General features: G+C 59.3%; 18 protein-coding genes. 2 read left to right on the top strand and 16 right to left on the bottom strand.

The genetic code is table 11. The features are described 5' to 3' along the window. Positions 1-44 precede the first annotated feature (44 nt). The 15 genes from JMV15_RS22730 to JMV15_RS22660 all read right to left on the bottom strand — a co-directional run bounded on the left by JMV15_RS22730 (position 45) and on the right by JMV15_RS22660 (position 16,932). A complete protein-coding gene (locus JMV15_RS22730; protein WP_003187399.1) occupies positions 45-1,076 on the bottom strand; it encodes a DUF5924 family protein in 1,032 nt (343 codons plus the stop codon). Between the two features lie 68 nt (positions 1,077-1,144). After that, the gene (locus JMV15_RS22725; protein WP_020301397.1) at positions 1,145-2,527 is read right to left on the bottom strand and encodes a M16 family metallopeptidase; all 1,383 of its coding nucleotides are present in this window, start codon (positions 2,525-2,527) and stop codon (positions 1,145-1,147) included. Between the two features lie 58 nt (positions 2,528-2,585). Next, positions 2,586-4,244 (bottom strand): Na/Pi cotransporter family protein, encoded by a 1,659-nt coding sequence (locus tag JMV15_RS22720; protein ID WP_003187402.1) that lies wholly within the window; start codon positions 4,242-4,244, stop codon positions 2,586-2,588. A gap of 272 nt (positions 4,245-4,516) precedes the next feature. Continuing rightward, positions 4,517-5,284 (bottom strand): TerC family protein, encoded by a 768-nt coding sequence (locus JMV15_RS22715; protein WP_014716354.1) that lies wholly within the window; start codon positions 5,282-5,284, stop codon positions 4,517-4,519. A gap of 67 nt (positions 5,285-5,351) precedes the next feature. Continuing rightward, positions 5,352-6,659 carry a CitMHS family transporter gene (locus JMV15_RS22710; protein WP_003187405.1) on the bottom strand — a complete coding sequence of 436 codons (1,308 nt, stop codon included), beginning with the start codon at positions 6,657-6,659 and terminating at the stop codon, positions 5,352-5,354. Between the two features lie 379 nt (positions 6,660-7,038). Beyond that, positions 7,039-9,000 carry a DUF7844 domain-containing protein gene (locus tag JMV15_RS22705; protein WP_019816933.1) on the bottom strand — a complete coding sequence of 654 codons (1,962 nt, stop codon included), beginning with the start codon at positions 8,998-9,000 and terminating at the stop codon, positions 7,039-7,041. After that, positions 8,997-9,317 (bottom strand): DUF2388 domain-containing protein, encoded by a 321-nt coding sequence (locus JMV15_RS22700; RefSeq protein ID WP_003187408.1) that lies wholly within the window; start codon positions 9,315-9,317, stop codon positions 8,997-8,999. The genes JMV15_RS22705 and JMV15_RS22700 overlap by 4 nt, the downstream gene beginning before the upstream one ends. 39 nt (positions 9,318-9,356) lie before the next feature. Further along, positions 9,357-9,665, bottom strand: a complete 309-nt coding sequence (locus JMV15_RS22695) for a DUF2388 domain-containing protein (RefSeq protein ID WP_032894275.1) — start codon at positions 9,663-9,665, stop codon at positions 9,357-9,359. Between the two features lie 106 nt (positions 9,666-9,771). Next, on the bottom strand, positions 9,772-10,092 hold the full coding sequence (locus tag JMV15_RS22690) for a DUF2388 domain-containing protein (RefSeq protein WP_020301396.1): 321 nt from the start codon (positions 10,090-10,092) through the stop codon (positions 9,772-9,774). Between the two features lie 330 nt (positions 10,093-10,422). After that, positions 10,423-10,638: a DUF1127 domain-containing protein gene (locus JMV15_RS22685; protein ID WP_003187413.1), complete on the bottom strand. Its 216-nt coding sequence runs from the start codon at positions 10,636-10,638 to the stop codon at positions 10,423-10,425. 318 nt (positions 10,639-10,956) lie between these two features. Further along, the gene (locus JMV15_RS22680; RefSeq protein ID WP_003187414.1) at positions 10,957-12,450 is read right to left on the bottom strand and encodes an acetyl-CoA hydrolase/transferase family protein; all 1,494 of its coding nucleotides are present in this window, start codon (positions 12,448-12,450) and stop codon (positions 10,957-10,959) included. Between the two features lie 236 nt (positions 12,451-12,686). Beyond that, the gene (locus JMV15_RS22675) at positions 12,687-14,123 is read right to left on the bottom strand and encodes an NAD(P)(+) transhydrogenase (Re/Si-specific) subunit beta (protein ID WP_014716357.1); all 1,437 of its coding nucleotides are present in this window, start codon (positions 14,121-14,123) and stop codon (positions 12,687-12,689) included. Next, positions 14,123-14,443, bottom strand: a complete 321-nt coding sequence (locus tag JMV15_RS22670; protein WP_003187417.1) for an NAD(P) transhydrogenase subunit alpha — start codon at positions 14,441-14,443, stop codon at positions 14,123-14,125. Before JMV15_RS22670 ends, JMV15_RS22675 begins: the two co-directional genes overlap by 1 nt. Positions 14,444-14,458: 15 nt before the next feature. After that, positions 14,459-15,580, bottom strand: coding sequence for a Re/Si-specific NAD(P)(+) transhydrogenase subunit alpha (locus JMV15_RS22665; protein ID WP_003187419.1), 1,122 nt, complete (start codon positions 15,578-15,580; stop codon positions 14,459-14,461). Between the two features lie 452 nt (positions 15,581-16,032). Then, entirely contained in the window at positions 16,033-16,932 is a 900-nt protein-coding gene (locus tag JMV15_RS22660; protein WP_003187421.1) for a LysR family transcriptional regulator, read from the bottom strand. A gap of 157 nt (positions 16,933-17,089) precedes the next feature. Between JMV15_RS22660 and JMV15_RS22655 the strand changes: the two genes are divergently transcribed. Together JMV15_RS22655 and JMV15_RS22650 are read left to right on the top strand one after the other, a co-directional pair. Continuing rightward, positions 17,090-18,271: an acyl-CoA dehydrogenase gene (locus JMV15_RS22655; protein WP_003187423.1), complete on the top strand. Its 1,182-nt coding sequence runs from the start codon at positions 17,090-17,092 to the stop codon at positions 18,269-18,271. Between the two features lie 13 nt (positions 18,272-18,284). Further along, positions 18,285-19,505 carry a CaiB/BaiF CoA transferase family protein gene (locus JMV15_RS22650; protein ID WP_014716358.1) on the top strand — a complete coding sequence of 407 codons (1,221 nt, stop codon included), beginning with the start codon at positions 18,285-18,287 and terminating at the stop codon, positions 19,503-19,505. Positions 19,506-19,610: 105 nt separating this feature from the next. Here JMV15_RS22650 and JMV15_RS28460 read toward each other — a convergent pair. Next, the coding region (locus JMV15_RS28460; protein ID WP_222936341.1) for a hypothetical protein at positions 19,611-19,881 on the bottom strand (271 nt) is incomplete at its 5' end.

Below are 19,881 nucleotides of genomic sequence, written 5' to 3'. Positions count from 1 at the left end.
CTTGTTTGGCTATCCACAATTGCTACGTAATAGCACGATCCGGCTTACTTTGGGTTGTCCGCTTGTGCTGTGTCTATCACCTTGAAGCGCAGAACGCCGATGACTTGCCCGTCTTCGGTGAGCACCTGCACCTGCCAGCGCCCCACGGCGTCACCCGGGAAGTTCTGCTTGTGGGTCCAGGCGCGATAGCCTTCCTTGCGCCCACCATGGATGTCCAGGGCAATGCGGTCGACTTCCTGGCCGTTGAATTTCCACACATGGTAAATCCGCTCATCCAGCCCGCGTGGTGCGTTGATGGCGGTGTACGCATACAGCCCACCGCTGCGCAATTGGGCGGCGGTGACTTGCTTGAGGTCGTCGCCCGGCGTGCGGTCTTGCAGTTGGGTGCTGATGGCGACTTCGGTCATCCACAGGGTGGCGGGCGGTACCCAGCTGCGCAGGAACCAGCCGGCGCAGCCGATGGCGGCCGTTACCCCCAGCAGCATCGCCCAGCCCTTGAGGCTACGCAGCGGCAGGCTGACGGCCAGGCTCGGGATCGACAGGACCATGGCCACGCCCAACGCCAGTTTGTAACTCTGGGCGGTGGTCAGGTGCATGATGATCGGCAGCGCGGTCAGCAACGCGGCGAATAGGGTCAGGGTGTGCAGGGCCAGGAATAGCGAGCGTTTGGGCGCCAGCCATTTGTAATACAGCGGGTCGATGATCGACACCAGCGCCGCTGCGCCGAGCAGGCCAGTGAACAACGATTGGCCGCTGTTCCAGGCGGTGGTGACGAAAAAGAAGGGCAGGACGAAAAACAGACTTTCCTGGTGGATCATCTGGGTGGCGTAGCGCAGCAGCGGTTCAGGGATCTCGCGATTGAAGACTTTGGTGAACAGTTGCGTAAAGCTGTTCTCCAGCATCAGCCACAACCAGCTCACCAGCATGATCACCGCGATCCAGCTGGCCATGCCCTGCTGGCGGTCTACCAGGATGAAGCTGCCCACCCCCGAGATGAAACCGCCGAGTGCAATCACCCCTGGGTAGCGCTTGATCAGTTCTATAACGCGCTGGATGAGGGGCGGCAAGTTCGGCATGGGCGGTTCACTGGTTGTGGGAAAAATCTCAGACAGAATAACGCCTTGGCCCGATATTCTGTGCCTCATTACTCAACAGGTTTGCGATAAAGCCTCAGGCCGATCAAACCAAGGATGATCAGGCCCAGTACGCCCGCACCGATCCAGGTCAAGGCGTCATAACTCAACAGCGGTTTTTCGATGCGCCAGTAGCCCGGCTGCTGGAACGCTTCGCGCATGGCCTGGTTGGTTTGCGCCAGGCTCACGGCCTTGATGCGTTTGACCGGGTCGCTGAAACGTCCATTGGAGTAGTCGCCGGCCGCACTCCAGTAATAGTCGGCCAGTGCGCTGTTGCCCTGCACTGCCCAGGCTTGGCGGGCAATGGCGGCTTGTTGCAGGCGTGTGAATACTGTTGGGTCGAGGCCATCCTTGAGCAGTTGGGCCTTGAGGTCTTGCAAGACCTGCTCGGCTTCAGGGAGGTTTTCTCGCTCAAGGTCGGCATTCAGGCTGAGGAACCCAACGCCGCCGAGCACTTCGCGTTCTACCCACGGGCCGTAGGACAAACCGTGCTTGAGGCGCAGTTGCCGGTACAGCGCCCAGTCGAGGTAGTCCTTGAGCAGGTTGTAGGTTTCATCATGCTGGTCGTCCAGCACAGGCTCTGGGAACAGCCAGTGCAGCTTGGCGCCATCGCCCACCCAGCCGCGGATCAGGTCGCGGTGGCTGGCGGCGGTATGCTGGATTTCCGGGAGGGGGCGATGTTCGCTCGGCTCCACTGGGTCGAGTTGACCATAGGTGCGTTCCAGGTAGGCGGGCAGCAGTTTGTCGAGATCGCCGACGACGATCAGGGTCATGTTGTTCGGCGCGTACCATTCTTTGCGCAGCTTCTCCAACTGGTCGCGGGTGAGGTGGCTGACCTCGGCGCGTTCGGCGCACTTGAGGCCCAACTCCACGGCCAATTGGTTACTGGCGCTGTGACCGAGGTCTTGGCGATCCAGCAGGCGTTGCAAGTGTGAATAATGGCCGCCGTCTTCTCGCTCCACCACCTGTTTGGCGGCGTTGATATGAGCGTCGGTCAGTTGCGTGCGCGTGAGGATTGCCAGCAGCAGGTCCAGTACTTTGCGTTGGTTCTGCGCGGGCGCCTCGATCACGAAAGTAGTGTCGGCGTTGCTGGTGTAGGCGTTCCACTCGCCGCCCAGGGCTTGCATGCGGTCTTCGAGGTCGCCTTCGCCGCCGCCATCGATGCCGCTGAACAGCAAGTGCTCGAACAAGTGCGGCAGTTCTTTTTCTTCGCAACCGAAGTCGTCCAGGCCCACCCCAACCACCAGGCGAATAGCCACGTGCCCACGCTCGGTACCCGGTTTGAGCAGCAGTTGCAGGCCGTTGGGCAAGGTGTAGCCCTCGACTTGCAGGCGGTCAAAGGCAAAGGTGTGTACCGAGCCCAAGAGCAGGCAGGCGAGTAACAGGCGACGCATAACAAGCTTCCTGGCGAATGAGGTCCATTGTTAACTGACTTCGCTCGCGGGCGTACGTTCAGGGCGAATGGGTGATGTCGGCAATACTTTCGGCAGAGAGCGCGCCGGTGTCGGACGTTTCCAACACTACATAAGCACTGCTGCAAAACAACGAGTTCAAGCGTTTCATGTCGGCAATCAGTTCCAGATGCAGGGAGCTGGTTTCCAGGCTCTGCACGATCTTGCGCTGCAAGCGGCTGACATGGGCGTGGGCCAGGCGGCGTTCCTGGGCACGGAAGCGGCGCTTTTCTCGCAGTAATTGACGGGCGCTTTCCGGGTCGCCGCTGAGAAACACCGACAGGCCCAGGCGCAGGTTGGCGATCAACTGGCTGTGCAGGCCACTGAGTTCCTCCAGGCCCACTTCGGAAAATTGCCGGCGTTGCGAGGTCTTCTGTTGCTGGACCTTGCGCAGCATGCGTTCGATCAGGTCACCGGCCAATTTCAAGTTGATCGACAGCTCGATGATCTCGGCCCAGCGGCGGTTGTCCTGTTCACTCAGGTCTTCACGGGGCATTTGCGCCAGGTAGAGTTTGATCGCGCTGTAGAGCGCTTCGACGTCATCGCTCAGGCTGCGCATTTCTTGGGTAACGGCGGTTTGGTTGCCGCGCAGCACTTCCTGCATCGAAGTGAGCATATTGTCGATCAAGTCACCCAGGCGCAGGGTTTCGCGGGCGGCGTTCGCCAGGGCCAGGCTTGGGGTATTCAATGAGGCCAGGTCCAGATGGCGTGGCTTGGCCTTGCCATTGGTTTCGGGGCGTTCCGGCAGCAGCCATTCGCACAGGCGTGCCATGGGCCCGATGGTGGGCAACAGGATCAGGCAACGGCTGACGTTGTAGAGCAGGTGGAAGGTGATGACCATGCCCTGAACGCTGTAGTCCAGGCCGTCCATCCAGCCCACGAGCGGGTCAAGCACCGGAATGATCAGCAACAGACCGATCAATTTGTACAACAGGCTGCCCAGGGCCACTTGGCGACCGGCAGTGTTTTGCATGCTGGTACTGAGAAACGCCAGCACCCCGCTGCCGATGTTGGCGCCGATTACCAGGCCGATGGCCACGTGCAAGCCGATCACGCCGGCACCGGCCAGGGTGGCCGTGAGCAGCACCGCAGCGAGGCTGGAGTAGGAAATCATGGCGAACAGCGCGCCCACCAGGGCGTCCAGCAAGATATCGCCGGTCAGCGAAGCGAAGATGACTTTCACGCCCTGGGCATGGGTAATGGGCCCGGCGGCTTCGACGATCAATTGCAGCGCGAGGATGATCAGGCCCAGGCCGATCCCCACCCGGCCTAACTGTCCTGCCCGCGTCTGCTTGCGCGACAGGAAGAAAATCACCCCGAGGAAGATCAGCAGCGGCGACAGCCAGGACAAATCGAACGTCAGCACCCGCGCCATCAAGGCCGTACCGACGTCGGCGCCAAGCATGGTGGCCAAGGCCGGCGTGAGGCTCATCAGCCCTTGGCCGACGAACGAAGTCACCAGCATCGCGGTGGCGTTACTGCTTTGCACCATGGCCGTCACCAGGATACCGGCGACAAATGCCAGCCAGCGCTTGGACATGTTCTGCCCGATGACTTGGCGCAAATTGGAACCGTAGACCCGCAGGATGCCGGTTCGGACGATATGCGTGCCCCAGATAAGCAGGGTCACGGCGGAAAGCAGATTGAGCAAGGTCAGCATGCTCGGCCCCCCGTGTGGGTGCGCTCCAGCAGGAGCGAAGGAAAGTTACCGCGTGCCGCTCTACGTCTTGTACCTAAGCTGTAGTTGGCGAATGGGCTCTGCGCCAGCATCGCATAGCTAAACTTGGGATTGAAACAAAACTGTCATGAAGATCGTTCCCCACGCTCGGCGTGGGAACGCATCCTGTGACGCTCTGCGTCACTTTGCGGACGCGGAGCGTCCGAGAGGGCATTCCCACGCGGAGCGTGGGAACGATCACTCGCGGGTCAAATTTACTGACCCGGAATGTCCTTGCGCAGTTTCACTGGGTCCTGCTGTTTCTTCTTTTTCGCGATGGCGGTACGCATCTTGATGTTCACCGCTTCCACCGCCAGCGAGAACGCCATGGCGAAGTAGACGTAGCCTTTTGGCACGTGTACGTCGAAGGATTCAGCGATCAGTACGGTACCCACGACCAGCAGGAACGACAGCGCCAGCATTTTCAGCGACGGGTGCTTGTCGATGAACTCGCTGATGGTGCCGGCAGCCAGCATCATCACCAATACCGCAACGACGATGGCGGCAACCATCACCGGCACGTGGGAAACCATGCCGACGGCGGTAATCACCGAGTCCAGGGAGAACACGATGTCGATGATGGCGATCTGGATAATGGTGTAGATGAACTTGCCACCGGCGCCTTTGGGCTCGTCGTGGGTTTCATCTTCACCTTCCAGCGCGTGGTACATCTCCTGGGAGCTTTTCCACAGCAGGAACAGGCCACCGAAGAACAGGATCAGGTCACGACCGGAGATGCCTTGGCCAAACACGACGAACAGGTCGGCGGTCAGTTGCATGACCCAGGTGATCGACAGCAGCAACAGGATGCGCGTGACCATGGCCAGTGCCAGGCCGAAGATCCGGGTGCGCGCCTGCATATGCTTGGGCATGCGGCTGACCAGGATCGAAATCATGATGATGTTATCGATGCCCAGGACGATCTCGAGAGCCGTCAGGGTGAAGAAGGCAATCCAGATTTCCGGATTGGTCAGCCATTCCATGTGTATTCCTTTGAGCAAGTGTTAACCGCGCAAGCTGTAGCGCCGCGCGGTGAGTGAGTCGGTACGATTATAGAGTGCTGAACAGCGGAAAAATCCCCATCAGCAGTGCGGCGAACATTATGCACAGGCACACCAGCACTGCCCACTTGAGCGTGAAGCGCTGGTGATCGCCGAATTCGATACCCGCCAGGGCAACCAGCAAGTACGTCGAGGGTACCAGTGGGCTGAGCAAATGCACGGGCTGCCCGACGATCGACGCCCGCGCCATTTCCACCGCGGTGATGCCGTAATGGCTGGCAGCTTCGGCCAGTACCGGCAGTACGCCGTAGTAGAACGCATCGTTGGACATGAAGAAGGTGAACGGCATGCTCACCAGCGCGGTGATCACCGCCAGGTAAGGGCCCATGGCTTCGGGGATGACTGCCAACAGGCTCTTGGACATGGCGTCGACCATGCCGGTGCCCGACAGGATGCCCGTGAAGATACCGGCGGCGAAGATCAAGCCCACCACCGCCAATACGCTACCGGCGTGAGCCGCGACGCGGTCTTTCTGCTGCTGCAGGCACGGGTAGTTGACGATCATGGCGATACTGAACGCCACCATGAACAGCACTGGCAGCGGCAACAGGCCGGCAATCAGGGTGCACATCAACGCCAGGGTCAGGGCGCCGTTGAACCAGATCAATTTCGGACGGCGGGCGTCGGGGAATTGCGACACGCTGATTTCGCTGTGGTCGATCTCGTCGCCCTGCAGGTGCAATTCACCCAGGCGCGCACGTTCGCGCTTGCCGTACATGTAGGCAATCACCAGGATCGCCACGACACCGGCGGCCATGGCCGGGATCATCGGTACGAAGATGTCCGACGGGTCTACATGCAGCGCACTGGCGGCGCGCGCCGTCGGGCCGCCCCAGGGGGTCATGTTCATCACGCCACCGGCGAGAATGATCAGGCCGGCCATGATCCTTGGGCTCATGCCGATGCGCTGGTACAGCGGCAGCATGGCCGCGACGCAGATCATGTAGGTGGTAGCCCCGTCACCGTCCAGAGATACCACCAGGGCCAGTACGGCGGTGCCGACCGACACCTTGAGCGGGTCGCCCTTGACCATCTTGAGGATCTTGCGCACGGCCGGGTCGAACAGGCCGGAGTCGATCATCAAGGCAAAATAGAGGATGGCGAACATCAGCATCACGCCGGTCGGCGCAAGCTTGGTGATGCCTTCGAGCATCATCGGGCCGATCTTCGGTGCGAAACCGCCGAACAGCGCGAACAGGATCGGCACGATGATCAAGGCGATCAGCGCGGACAGGCGCTTGGTCATGATCAGGAACATGAACGTGATGACCATGGCAAAGCCAAGGAAAGTCAGCATAGGAATACTCCAGGCGTAGCGCGGCTAGGGAATGGCGAACCGAGTGGCGGTCAGCGCAGAACGAAAGGCACGAGGCGTACGGGTGGAGTCGGAGCGAACAGGCGGGTACGAGCGGACATCGGGAATCACCATTGTTGTTGTTAACAGCCGGTCTGTTGCCGGCAGTGAGGGCGATCCTAGACGGGGAAGCTTTCAGCCAGCTTTCGCTGAGAAAACAGCTGATGAAGGGCAGGCATCATTCTTCAGGTTGGTGCAGAACAAAACGTGGGAGCTGGCTTGCCTGCGATGGCGGTGTATCAGCCAACATCTCTTATGGCTGTGACACCGCCATCGCAGGCAAGCCAGCTCCCACATTTGGATAGTGGTCGCTGCCAGACTATCAGGGTAGTTCCAGGCCGCCGGCGGCTTTGTGCAAGGCTCGCAAATGCTCACCCACCTGCTTGAGGTTGGCTTCACACGCGGCGATCTCGGCGGCGCGGGATGGGTCGAGCAGCGCCCTCACCTCCTTATCCAGCTCGCCGGTCAACGACTGCAACTGTTTCTGGCGTTCGGCGCTTTCTGATTCAAGGCGCTTGGCTTCCGAAGGTTGCGGCAGGCCATAACCCCCGCTGTCCAGCAACTCGGCCGGGCGACTCAGGAAGCCGCTGTTGGCGAGAATTTGCTGCAGCGTGTTGTTGGCTTTCTCCATGCCGCCGTATTTCAGCTCGCGGGCATTGAGGTAGCGTTGTTTGACCTCATCCTGGGCGAGCATCAGTTGTTTGCGATAGCTGGCCTGCTCCAGCAGCAACAGCGCGGCGCTGGTGCGCAGGTCGGCCTGGCTGAACCATTGGCGACGCGCTTGCGCATCCAGGGACAACCAGTCTTCGACCTGGGTCTGCTTGATCGGCAGTTGCTTGCGCAGCACATCGAACATGGCCTGGTAGCGCTCGCGGAACGAGTCGAAGTGATACCCCAGCCGCAGTGCCTCGCGCTTGTCATTCAATACGCTGGTATCGGCCAGGCCGCGGGCGCTGAGCACTTCCAGCAAACCGTTGGGGGTGATGTTGTCCAGGCCGGTCAATTGCGGGTTGGCGCTGCCGCTGCGCAACAGTTTCAGGCTTTCGACCGCACAATTGTTGGAGATAAAGAAGTAGTTGCCGTCATAGCTCCAGTGCATCTGCGCCGCATGTTCGACGGTGTCGTTGATTTCCTGGCGGCTGAGCTTCAGCGGCACCGACGCCAGGCCACGCAGTTCGGTCTTGGTGTACTCATCGATGACCTGGGCCAGCGGCAGTACGAACAGCCGCGACGGGTATTTGCCCACCAGGCCATCCCAGCTCGACAGCTGGACATCCCCGACGAAGGCGCGGTAAGACAAGACCAGGTGCCGGTCCAGATCTAGCCGGCAATCCGGGCCACGCGGGCGGCCCGGCGCACAAATCACCAGGCGCAACATGCTATGGCCCCAACGGCTCACCAGGTTCTGGTTGGCTTCGGCCAGCAGATAGTCGATTTCATACACGCGCTCCGGATCGATCTGGCCCAGGGGCGTCTTGGCGAAATCGTTGCCCGCGTTCAGGAAGGCATAGGTACTGGCGCAGGTGTCCTGTTCAGGCGGGGCCCAGCCGAAGTGATCCTTGTAATAACGGAACAGCGCGGGGCGGCGACAGGCGTAGCTGGGGTCCAGGAGGAAATACTCCATGTTGACCGCCACGAACTCCAGCGGGCTGGTGGTTTCGTAGATGTCCGGGCTGCGCACCACCTGATGGTTGTGCTGCTCACGCTCTCCGCGCCGACCCACATATTGTGGCCAGCCGGCAAGATCCAACAGGCGTGGGTCGTCACTGAGGGTAAAGCGGCGGTCGTTCTGGCCACGGCACTGGTCGGGCAAGCCGATCAAGCCGGTAATGTTGTTCTGACGGCTGCAGCGCTGGATCAGCGTGCGCTCGTCCTGGGACCACAGGCGCGCACGGTCATAGATGTGGGTCAGTTCATGCAGCACCGTGGCGAGCATTTCCCGGCGCACAGTACCGTGGGGGCGATTGGTTTTCTGGGTGGCGGCGCTGCCGTCAGTCAGGCTGGCGAGCAGGTTCTGGTTGAGGTCCAACTCGGACACCAGGGACGCCTGGCCGTAGGCGTTGTCAGGCATCTTGTCGGTCCAGCCGACATCAATACGTCGGTCCAATTGCTCGACAAAGCGCGGCGGCAAGGAGCGCAGCGCTTCATCCAGCAATGCCTGGCTGGCCTGCTGTTCGGCCGGGCTCAAGCCTTCGGTCTTGAGCCGCAGTTGCAGGCCGGCCTGGGCCGTACTCGCGCACAGCAGCACGGCCCCGGCCAGGAGCCAGGTTTTGAGGCGCCTCACAGAGCGAGGATAGCTTCTGCGAGGGTCTGGTCGCTGGCATCACGGGCTTCTGGCACGCGGGTGCGAAGGGTATCGAACGCGGCTTCCAGCTGGGCGCCACGGATCTCGCCATTGGTGGCGACGAAACTGGCGGCGTCATCGTGGGCTTCGCGCACGATCTTGGAGTCGCGGATGGAGGTGGTGGTGTCCGAGGTGAAATCAATGGTGCGCGCCGAGGCACGCACGACGATGTTGCTGGTGGCCTTCAAGGTTTGCGCCTGGGCGACATCGGCCAAAAACAGCAGGCCGAGGGCGGCGACGATCAGCGGGCTACGCATGGGGTGACTCCAATGACAAAGATAGAAATACAACGATGATTATTGGACGAGAATTGCTTGCGCCAGTTCAAGGTCGCTTGCATGAAGTTTTGGCTGGGTGCGGCGCAGATAGTCCAGCGCGGACTCCAGGCGTGCGCCCCGCCATTGGCCGTCAGTGGCAATGAAAGCGGCAGCATCATCCCGAGCGGCCAGGACCAACTTATTGTCGAACGGCGCAGAGGTCACTTTGCTGGTGGCATACACGCTGACAACCGTGCTCTGGGTGGACACATCCAACGCTGAAGCCATGGGTGACCAGCAGGCGCAAAACAGTACAGGAACACTCAATAAACGGTATGAAAAAGCCATGGGACTCGACAACTGAAAGCGAGCGCCAAGGCTAGCGCAACGGCCGGGCGAGAGCCAGCGCCGAGCCATCCGGGAGCGGCAGGCGCTCCCGTCTGGTTGCCGTGGGTCAGATAGCCAGGATGGCCTGTGCCAGCTGCGTATCGGTAGCGGTATTCAACTGCGGCGCTTGTTGGCGGATCTGGGCCAGGGCGCTTTCCAGTTTCACGCCACGGATGGCGCCTTGGCTGGCGACAAAGCTGGCGGCGTCGTCACGGGCCGCTTGTACGACCTTGTTGTCGCGCAGGGATGAGGTGGCATCAGACGTGGCATCGGAGGTTGCCTTCAGAGCGCCGACGATCGAGTCAGTCGTCATGATCAGGCTGCTCGCGTTGGCATTGGCAGCCAGAGTCAGCACAGCGGCAGTGCACAGCAGGCGAAGACGGGACATGGGGTAACTCCTGTAGACGAATAATAAGGTGGCGCGAAACGGCCACAATGAAACGGACTGGGACTGTCGAGCATCAGACGCACGCTCTACAGGGTTCGCCACGTGGTGAACCGATATTAGGCGTGTGCAGGACTATTCGGAAGCCTGTAATTAAACTGTACCTGTCATATTTTATAAATTTGAAACTGTATCTGTGTGCTTGAATCGAGCCTATCCAATGCGCTATCGCAGATACAACAAAGCCCGCCTCCGGTTACCCGGTGCGGGCTTTGCTTTGACAAATCAGGGTGCTGGCAGTGGACCCGTCAGGTCAGGGCCAGCGGGCGCCACTTAGCGCCAGAACGGCTTGCTCAGCTCTTCGTAGCGTTGAGCTTCGCTGATACCGGCGTCAGCCAGCAGACGCGAATCCAGGCGAGCCAACTGGTGGCGGCTGGAGATGCGGCGCTGCCACAACATCAGGTTGGCGAGAACGCGCAAAGGCAGTGAAGCCTGGGTGTTTACAGCTTTTTCTTCAAAGAACAGTTCGGAACTGAGTGTACGTTCCATGATGACATCCTTCCGCTTGTGGCGGGATTAGGTAGTGGTTTAACTGATGCCAATGATCCTCCTCCGAGGCAAGACTCTCTAGATACAGTTCACCTGTATTGTGAGAGGCCAGTTAACTGTTTAGCGAGGCTGTACGGTACGAAATTGGGGCAACTGTACCTGTGCGCACTTAAAAGGTGCGAAATAGGCATTTTTGAGTTGGTGTATGGGATATTTCGGTAGGAAATGACCAGTACAGCAGTACAGTTTTTTCCATAAGTGCGGGTGGGTTCACCGAGCTGATGAAACTGTATTTGCATCAGCCCGGATCTGTATTCATCAAGCCTTGAGCATGTGCCCGGTTTCTTCCAGGTTAATGTGCCAACTCAGTGCTTCGCGCAAGATGTGCGGCGTATGCCCACCGATGGCGCAGGCGGCATCGAAGTAAGTGTTGAGGGCATCGCGGTAGGCTGGGTGCACGCAGTTATCGATGATCACCCGAGCGCGCTCCCGTGGCGCCAGGCCCCGCAGGTCGGCAAGGCCTACTTCGGTGACGAGAATGTCCACGTCATGCTCGGTGTGGTCCACATGGCTGACCATCGGTACCACGCTGGAAATTGCGCCGCCCTTGGCAATGGACTTGGTGACGAAGATCGCCAGGTGCGCATTGCGGGCGAAATCCCCGGAGCCGCCGATGCCGTTCATCATCCGCGTGCCGCAGACGTGGGTGGAGTTGACGTTGCCGTAGATATCGAACTCCAGCGCGGTATTGATACCGATGATGCCCAGGCGCCGTACCACTTCAGGGTGGTTGGAAATTTCCTGCGGGCGCAGCACCAATTTGTCCTTGTAGTGCTCCAGGTTGCCGAACACATCGGCATTGCGTCGCTCCGACAAGGTAATCGAACTGCCGGAGGCAAAGCTCAGCTTGCCGGCGTCGATCAGGTCGAAGGTCGAATCCTGCAACACTTCCGAGTACATGGTCAGGTCTTCGAACGGCGACTCGATCAATCCGCACATCACCGCGTTGGCAATATTGCCGATGCCGGCTTGCAGCGGGCCGAGCTTGTTGGTCATGCGCCCGGCATCGACTTCTTGCTTGAGGAAGTTGATCAGGTGATTGGCGATGCCTTGGGTGTCGCTGTCAGGCGGCGTTACCGTGGAGGCGGAGTCCGCCTGGTTGGTGATGACGATGGCGACGATTTTCTCGGGCGGGATCGGAATCGCGGTGCTGCCGATACGGTCGTCGACTTTCACCAGCGGGATCGGCGTGCGCGTCGGCCGGTAGGTCGGGATGTAGATGTCGTGCAGCCCTTCCAGGTTCGGGTTGTGCGCCAGGTTGATCTCGACGATCACCTGTTTGGCAAAGATCGCGAAGCTGGCCGAGTTGCCTACGGAAGTAGTGGGCACGATATGGCCCTGCTCAGTGATCGCGACGGCTTCGATCACGGCGATGTCGGGCAATTTGAGCTGATTGTTGCGCAGTTGCTCGACGGTTTCCGACAGGTGCTGGTCGATAAACATCACCTCGCCGGCATTGATCGCCTTGCGCAGAGTGCTGTCGACTTGAAAGGGCATGCGTCGTGACAGTACGCCGGCTTCGGTCAACTGCTTGTCCAGGTCATTGCCCAGGCTGGCGCCGGTCATCAGCGTGATTTTGAGTGGCGAAGTCTTGGCGCGTTCGGCCAGGGCGTGGGGGACGGCCTTGGCTTCACCGGCACGGGTGAAGCCGCTCATGCCGACGGTCATGCCGTCCTCGATCAGTGCAGCGGCGTCTGCCGCGCTCATGACCTTGTTCAACAACGAAGGCAAGCGGATACGATCACGGTACATGAATTGTTATCTCTGGCTACGGAAAGCAAGGTGGGCAGTGTAGTGATTTCAAAAAGTTTCGGCCCGCTACCATGGTCGAATGCCAGGTCGCGATTTAGAGCCTTTGGTCGGGTTTCATGTGTGTGCAAAGCGGGACGCAGAGCATCCCTGGATGCGTTCCCACGCGGAGCGGGGGAACCATAAAAAAACCCCAGCCTACGTGAGGCCAGGGTTTCAGGTATTGCGCTGGCGCAGTGTTATTCGACGGCCTTGACCATGTCTTCGATGACCTTCTTGGCATCACCGAACACCATCATGGTCTTGTCCAGGTAGAACAACTCGTTATCCAGGCCGGCGTAGCCGCTGGCCATCGAGCGCTTGTTGACGATGATGGTCTTGGCCTTGAACGCCTCGAGAATCGGCATGCCGGCGATGGGTGAGTTCGGGTCGTTCTTGGCGGCCGGGTTGACCACGTCGTTGGCGCCCAATACCAGCACCACGTCGGCCTGGCCGAACTCGGAGTTGATGTCTTCCATCTCGAACACCTGGTCGTAAGGCACTTCGGCCTCGGCCAGCAATACGTTCATGTGCCCCGGCATACGGCCCGCCACCGGGTGGATCGCGTACTTTACGGTGACGCCGTGGTGGGTCAGCTTCTCGGTCAGCTCCTTGAGCGCGTGTTGTGCCCGCGCGACCGCAAGGCCGTAGCCTGGGACGATAATCACGGTGTCGGCGTTGGTCAGCAGGAAGGTGGCGTCATCAGCGGAGCCGGACTTCACCGGGCGTGCTTCTTTGGAGCCCGCCGCAGCGCCAGCATCCGGCGCGTTGCCGAAACCGCCCAACAGCACATTAAAGAAGGAGCGGTTCATCGCCTTGCACATGATGTACGACAGGATCGCGCCGCTGGAGCCCACCAGGGAGCCGGCGATGATCAGCATCGAGTTGTTCAGCGAGAAACCGATGCCCGCCGCTGCCCAGCCGGAATAGCTATTGAGCATCGACACCACCACGGGCATGTCGGCGCCGCCAATCGGGATGATGATCAGCACACCCAGCACGAAGGCCAGGGCCAGCATCAGTGCAAATGCGCTGAGATTGCCGGTGAACATGAACGCCAGGCCCAGGCCCAGGGTTGCCAGGCCGAGTACCAAGTTCAGTTTGTGTTGGCCGCCGAACTGTACCGGTGCGCCCTGGAACAGGCGGAACTTGTACTTGCCCGACAGCTTGCCGAATGCGATCACCGAGCCGGAGAAGGTGATTGCACCGATAGCGGCACCGAGGAACAGTTCCAGGCGGTTACCGGCCGGTATCGAATCGCCCAAGTGCTTGACGATGCCCAGGGACTGCGGCTCGACCACGGCGGCAATGGCGATGAACACCGCGGCCAGGCCGATCATGCTGTGCATGAACGCGACCAGCTCGGGCATCTTGGTCATTTCAACACGCTTGGCCATGATCGAGCCGGCGGTACCGCCAACCAATAGGCCAACGATGACGTAGCCGATACCGGCAGTCGCCAGTTCAGCCCCCAGCTTATAAATGAGGCCGACGGTGGTGAGCACCGCCAGCGCCATGCCGAGCATGCCGAACAGGTTGCCGCGCCGCGAAGTGGTCGGGTGCGAGAGGCCTTTAAGGGCCTGGATGAAACAGATCGACGCGATCAGGTAGAGCGTCGTCACGAGATTCATGCTCATTACTTGGGCGCCTCTTCTTTTACTTTCGGGGCTTTCTTCTTGAACATCTCAAGCATTCTGCGGGTGACCAGGAAGCCACCGAAGACATTTACCGCCGCCAGGGCCACGGCCAGTGTGCCCATAGTCTTGCCCAACGGGGTGACGGTCAGCGCGGCAGCCAGCATGGCGCCGACGATGACAATCGCGGAAATGGCGTTGGTCACGGCCATCAGCGGCGTGTGCAATGCAGGTGTTACGTTCCAGACCACGTGATAACCGACATAAATCGCCAGCACAAAGATGATCAGGTTGTAGATACCGGGGGAGATAAGCTCTTCCATCGTCTGAATCCCTGCTTAGGCGTTTTTGCGGATGACTTGGCCGTCGCGGCACATCAGGCACGCGGCGACGATGTCGTCTTCGAGGTTGATTTCAAACTGCCCTTCCTTGGTGAAGACCAGCTTCAGGAAGTCCAGCAGGTTGCGCGCATACAAGGCCGACGCATCGGCGGCGACAGCGCCCGCCAGGTTGGTCGGGCCGCAGATGATCACGCCGTTTTCCACCACGACCTGGTCGGCCACGGTCAGCGGGCAGTTGCCACCTTGGGCTGCAGCGAGGTCGATGACCACCGAGCCGGGTTTCATCTGCGCCACGGTATCGGCGCTGAGCAGGGTCGGCGCCTTGCGGCCCGGGATGAGGGCGGTGGTGATGACGATATCGGCCTGTTTGGCGCGTTCGTGCACGGCCAGGGCCTGGCGTTGCATCCAACTGCTGGGCATCGGGCGCGCGTAGCCACCGACACCGACGGCGCATTCACGCTCTTCATCGGTTTCGTACGGTACGTCGACAAACTTGGCACCCAGGGATTCGATCTGCTCCTTAACCGCCGGGCGTACGTCGGACGCTTCGATCACCGCGCCCAGGCGCTTGGCCGTGGCGATGGCTTGCAGGCCCGCCACACCGGCGCCGAGGATCAGTACGCGCGCGGCTTTTACGGTGCCGGCAGCAGTCATCAGCATCGGCATGAAACGCGGGTAGTGATGAGCGGCGAGCAACACGGCCTTGTAACCGGCGATGTTGGCTTGCGAAGACAGCACATCAAGGCTTTGAGCGCGTGAAGTGCGCGGCGCGGCTTCCAGGGCGAAGGCGGTGATGCCGCGCTCGGCGAGCTTGGCGATGGTTTCGTTGCTGAACGGGTTGAGCATGCCCACCAACACGGTGCCACTTTTGATCAGCGCAAGTTCGCTGTCGCTGGGGGCAACCACTTTGAGAATCAGCTCGGCGCCAAACGCGTCGTTGGCACTGCCAATGGTGGCGCCTGCCGTTTCATAGGCACTGTCGACGATGCTGGCATTGATGCCTGCGCCGCTTTGTACAGTGACCTTATGGCCCTGGCCGATCAGCTTCTTGATGGTTTCTGGGGTGGCAGCCACCCGCGTTTCACCGGTCTGGGTTTCGAGAGGAACACCAATGTGCACGTCAAATCTCCTGCATGATCTTTTTGCTTTTGATCTTTTTGTAAAAAGGCCAGTGCACCGCGAGTGGCGCAACTGGGGCGGCCGATCAGCACGATCCCGCTGAAATGACAGCGGGGCGCGGCATTTTGCAGGCGAACTTTACGGCCATCAAGGGATTATGACGGGTGACGAAAAATTAACTACAAGTCACCCTGTGACTGATTGTCGCAACAAGCTGAAATAACCTCTTTAAATACAGGTCATTAAAGGCGTTCAGGCGTTTTCGCTCCATTTTTCCATTGCCAGTGTGAATAGTCGTGCATTGGCCGGTAAGAGTCGCTACGAGCCATGAGATACATGGCTTTTAGCCTTATTTTTGGCTGACAAGTACAGTCTGTTTAAATGCGACATATACGTATATCTGTAGGATCTTAATTTATTTGACTACAAAGTCAGCAATTGCGCTTTGTCCTTTATTTACATGGGTTGTAGCGTCTTGACTGGTCGAGCAGCCAGTCCCTGAATGCATGCAGTGAGGCGGATTCGACCTTTTTGTCAGGAATCATCAGGTAATAAGCCTTTTCGCTGGTCAGTGCTTCGGTGCTCGCGATTACCAGTTGTTGCTCCTTCAGCTCCCGCTGTATGAGGAAGGGAGGAATCAGTGCGATGCCCATGTCATGCATGGCCGCTTGAGACAGCATCGAGAATAGCTCGTATCGAGGGCCTGTCATGTCGCGAGGGATGTTCAGTTGTTGGGCGTTGAACCATTGGCGCCAGGCATAGGGGCGTGTGGTCTGCTGCAGCAGAGGCAGCTCGGCGATCTGTTGAGGGGTGAAATGCGTGCGGTCGCCGAGTAAGCGTGGGCTGCATACCGGTACCGGGTTTTCGCCCATTAACCGGTGGGATTGCGTACCCGACCAATCGGCATCCCCGAAGTAGATCGCCGCATCGAACTCAGTATCGGCGAACAGGAAGGGGCGTGTGCGGTTCGTCAGGTTCACCGTGACTTCCGGGTGCTGATGTTGAAAGTCTTTCAGGCGTGGGATCAGCCACTGCGTGCCGAAGGTAGGTACCACCGCCAGTTCGATCACATTGGCGCCCTGCTGGCCCATCACCGACAAGGTGTCGCGCTCTACGGCGTCCAGTTGCGTTGCAACCCTGCGGCTATAAGACAGCCCCGCCTCCGTCAGCTTCACCCCACGGCGTGAGCGGCGAAACAGCTCGACACTCAAAAACTCCTCCAGGCTGGCGATCTGTCGGCAAATCGCGCCTTGGGTGATGGAAAGCTCCAAGGCTGCCTTGGTGAAGCTCTCGTGCCGGGCTGCTGCCTCAAAGCTGATGAGCGCGGTGGTACTGGGGATTTTCCTGCGCATGTACGTTGCCCTCACAGATAAAGCGCATTTCTGGGCTTTTTTAGTGTTATGAAGTGAGAAATTAGCACAAGCCTATGCAAAAACCTCGTTTGCCCTCTGCGCTGACCGCGCCTAGTCTGGTTCCACGACTTCTGATTTTTTCCGCGAGGACTTATTCATGGCTGGCAAGGCAAGCTTCAACTGGATCGATCCACTGCTGCTGGATCAACAGCTCACCGAAGAAGAGCGCATGGTGCGTGACAGCGCCGAGCAATTTGCTCAGGACAAGCTGGCTCCCCGCGTGCTCGAAGCCTTTCGCCACGAAAAGACAGACCCTGCTATTTTCCGCGAGATGGGCGAGACCGGTTTGCTGGGGGCGATGATCCCTGAGCAGTACGGTGGCAGTGGCTTGAACTATGTCAGCTACGGTTTGATTGCTCGGGAGGTGGAGCGTGTCGACTCCGGCTATCGCTCGATGATGAGTGTGCAGTCTTCCCTCGTCATGGTGCCGATCAATGAGTTCGGTACCGAGGCGCAAAAACAGAAGTACTTGCCCAAACTGGCCTCTGGTGAATGGATCGGTTGCTTCGGGCTGACCGAGCCCAACCATGGTTCCGACCCAGGTGCGATGATTACTCGTGCACGCAAAGTGGATGGCGGCTACAGCCTGACCGGCGCAAAGATGTGGATCACCAACAGTCCGATTGCGGATGTGTTTGTGGTGTGGGGCAAAGATGATGCCGGGGACATCCGTGGCTTTGTCCTGGAAAAAGGCTGGAAAGGTCTGAGCGCTCCGGCTATCCACGGCAAGGTGGGGCTGCGGGCCTCCATCACCGGTGAAATCGTGATGGATAACGTATTTGTGCCCGAAGAAAATATCTTCCCGGATGTACGGGGTTTGAAAGGGCCGTTTACCTGCCTTAATTCGGCACGGTACGGGATTTCCTGGGGGGCGCTGGGGGCTGCTGAGTTCTGCTGGCATACCGCACGCCAGTACACACTTGATCGCCAGCAGTTTGGTCGCCCACTGGCTGCCACTCAGTTGATCCAGAAGAAGCTGGCAGACATGCAGACCGAGATTACCTTGGCCCTGCAAGGTTGCCTGCGCCTGGGTCGGATGAAGGATGAGGGGACGGCGGCGGTTGAGATCACTTCGATCATGAAGCGTAACTCGTGTGGCAAGTCATTGGATATCGCGCGCATGGCCCGGGACATGCTGGGCGGCAACGGTATCTCCGACGAATTCGGAGTGGCGCGCCACTTGGTCAACCTGGAAGTGGTCAACACCTATGAAGGGACCCATGACGTGCATGCCTTGATCCTGGGGCGCGCGCAAACCGGTCTTCAAGCGTTCTATTAATAGGAGCATGGGCATGGGCGCGCTTTCGCATCTGCGAGTGCTGGATTTGTCGCGAGTACTCGCGGGCCCCTGGTCCGGGCAGATTCTTGCAGACCTTGGGGCTGAGGTGATCAAGGTCGAAAGGCCGAGCAGCGGCGATGACACGCGCGCTTGGGGGCCGCCCTTCCTTAAGGATGCGGATGGCGAAAATACCAGTGAGGCGGCGTATTACCTGTCGGCCAACCGTAATAAAGAGTCGGTGACCATCGACTTTACGCGGCCGGAAGGCCAGAAGCTGGTGCGTGATCTGGCCGCCAAGTCGGACATCCTGATCGAAAACTTCAAGGTGGGCGGCCTTGCAGCGTATGGGCTGGACTATGAATCCCTCAAAGAGGTCAACCCGGAGCTGATTTACTGTTCCATCACGGGGTTTGGTCAGACGGGCCCCTATGCGATGCGTGCCGGCTACGATTTCATGATCCAGGGTCTGGGCGGGCTCATGAGCCTGACCGGGCGGCCTGAAGGGGATGAAGGCGCCGGGCCGGTAAAGGTTGGCGTAGCCTTGACCGACATCTTGACCGGACTTTATTCGACCGTCGCGATCCTGGCTGCGCTAGCTCATCGCGACCACGATGGTGGTGGGCAACATATCGACATGGCGTTGCTGGATGTGCAGGTGGCTTGCCTGGCGAATCAGGCGATGAATTACCTGACAACCGGGGCGCCGCCCAAGCGCCTGGGGAATGCTCACCCTAATATCGTGCCTTATCAGGATTTTCCTACGGCCGATGGAGATTTCATCCTCACCGTAGGCAATGACGGGCAGTTCCGTAAATTCGCTGAAGTCGCTGGGCAACCGCAATGGGCGGATGACGTGCGTTTCGCCACCAATCGCGCACGGGTAGCTAATCGTGCGGAGCTGATTCCTTTGATTCGCCAGGCGACGGTCTTCAAGACGACCGCTGAGTGGGTGTCGCAGCTGGAGCAAGTGGGCGTGCCGTGTGGGCCCATCAATGATCTGGCGCAGGTGTTCTCCGATCCTCAGGTCCAGGCGCGGGGTTTGGCGATTGAGTTGCCTCACGCATTGGCGGGGACGGTGCCCCAGGTTGCGAGCCCGATACGCTTATCCAAGACGCCTGTGGAGTACCGGAGTGCGCCTCCTCTATTGGGGGAGCATACGCTTGAGGTGCTGCAGGGGGTTCTGGGGTTGGGAGCTGCTCATGTGGCCGCACTGAAGGAGGCGGGCGTTATTTGAACTTCCCTTCTATATAGACGCGCAGTGGATGCCGGCTGTTTTTTAACCGAAGCTAACTTATTGATAGAAAAGCAAAAATAAGAGTTGACGGCGAATTATATCTGTCTATAATTCGCCCCACTTCCGGCGCAGTCGAAACGGAAAACTCCTTGGTAAACAATGAGTTACGCAGTTCTCGACAGCAAGTTGCTTCAGTTCATCGAAGCCAAAAGGAAGTTGAAAAAGAGGTGTTGACAGCAGCGTGTAACGCTGTAGAATTCGCCTCCCGCTTACGAGAGATCGCAAGCGCAAGTGGTTGAAGTTGTTGAAGAAATCTTCGAAAACTTCTGAAAATAACCACTTGACAGCAAATGAGGCTGCTGTAGAATGCGCGCCT

This window comes from Pseudomonas paracarnis (assembly GCF_904063055.1).
GTDB lineage: Bacteria > Pseudomonadota > Gammaproteobacteria > Pseudomonadales > Pseudomonadaceae > Aquipseudomonas > Aquipseudomonas paracarnis.
Note: the sequence above shows the minus strand (reverse complement) of the source record. Positions and strands in the feature narration are given on the sequence as shown.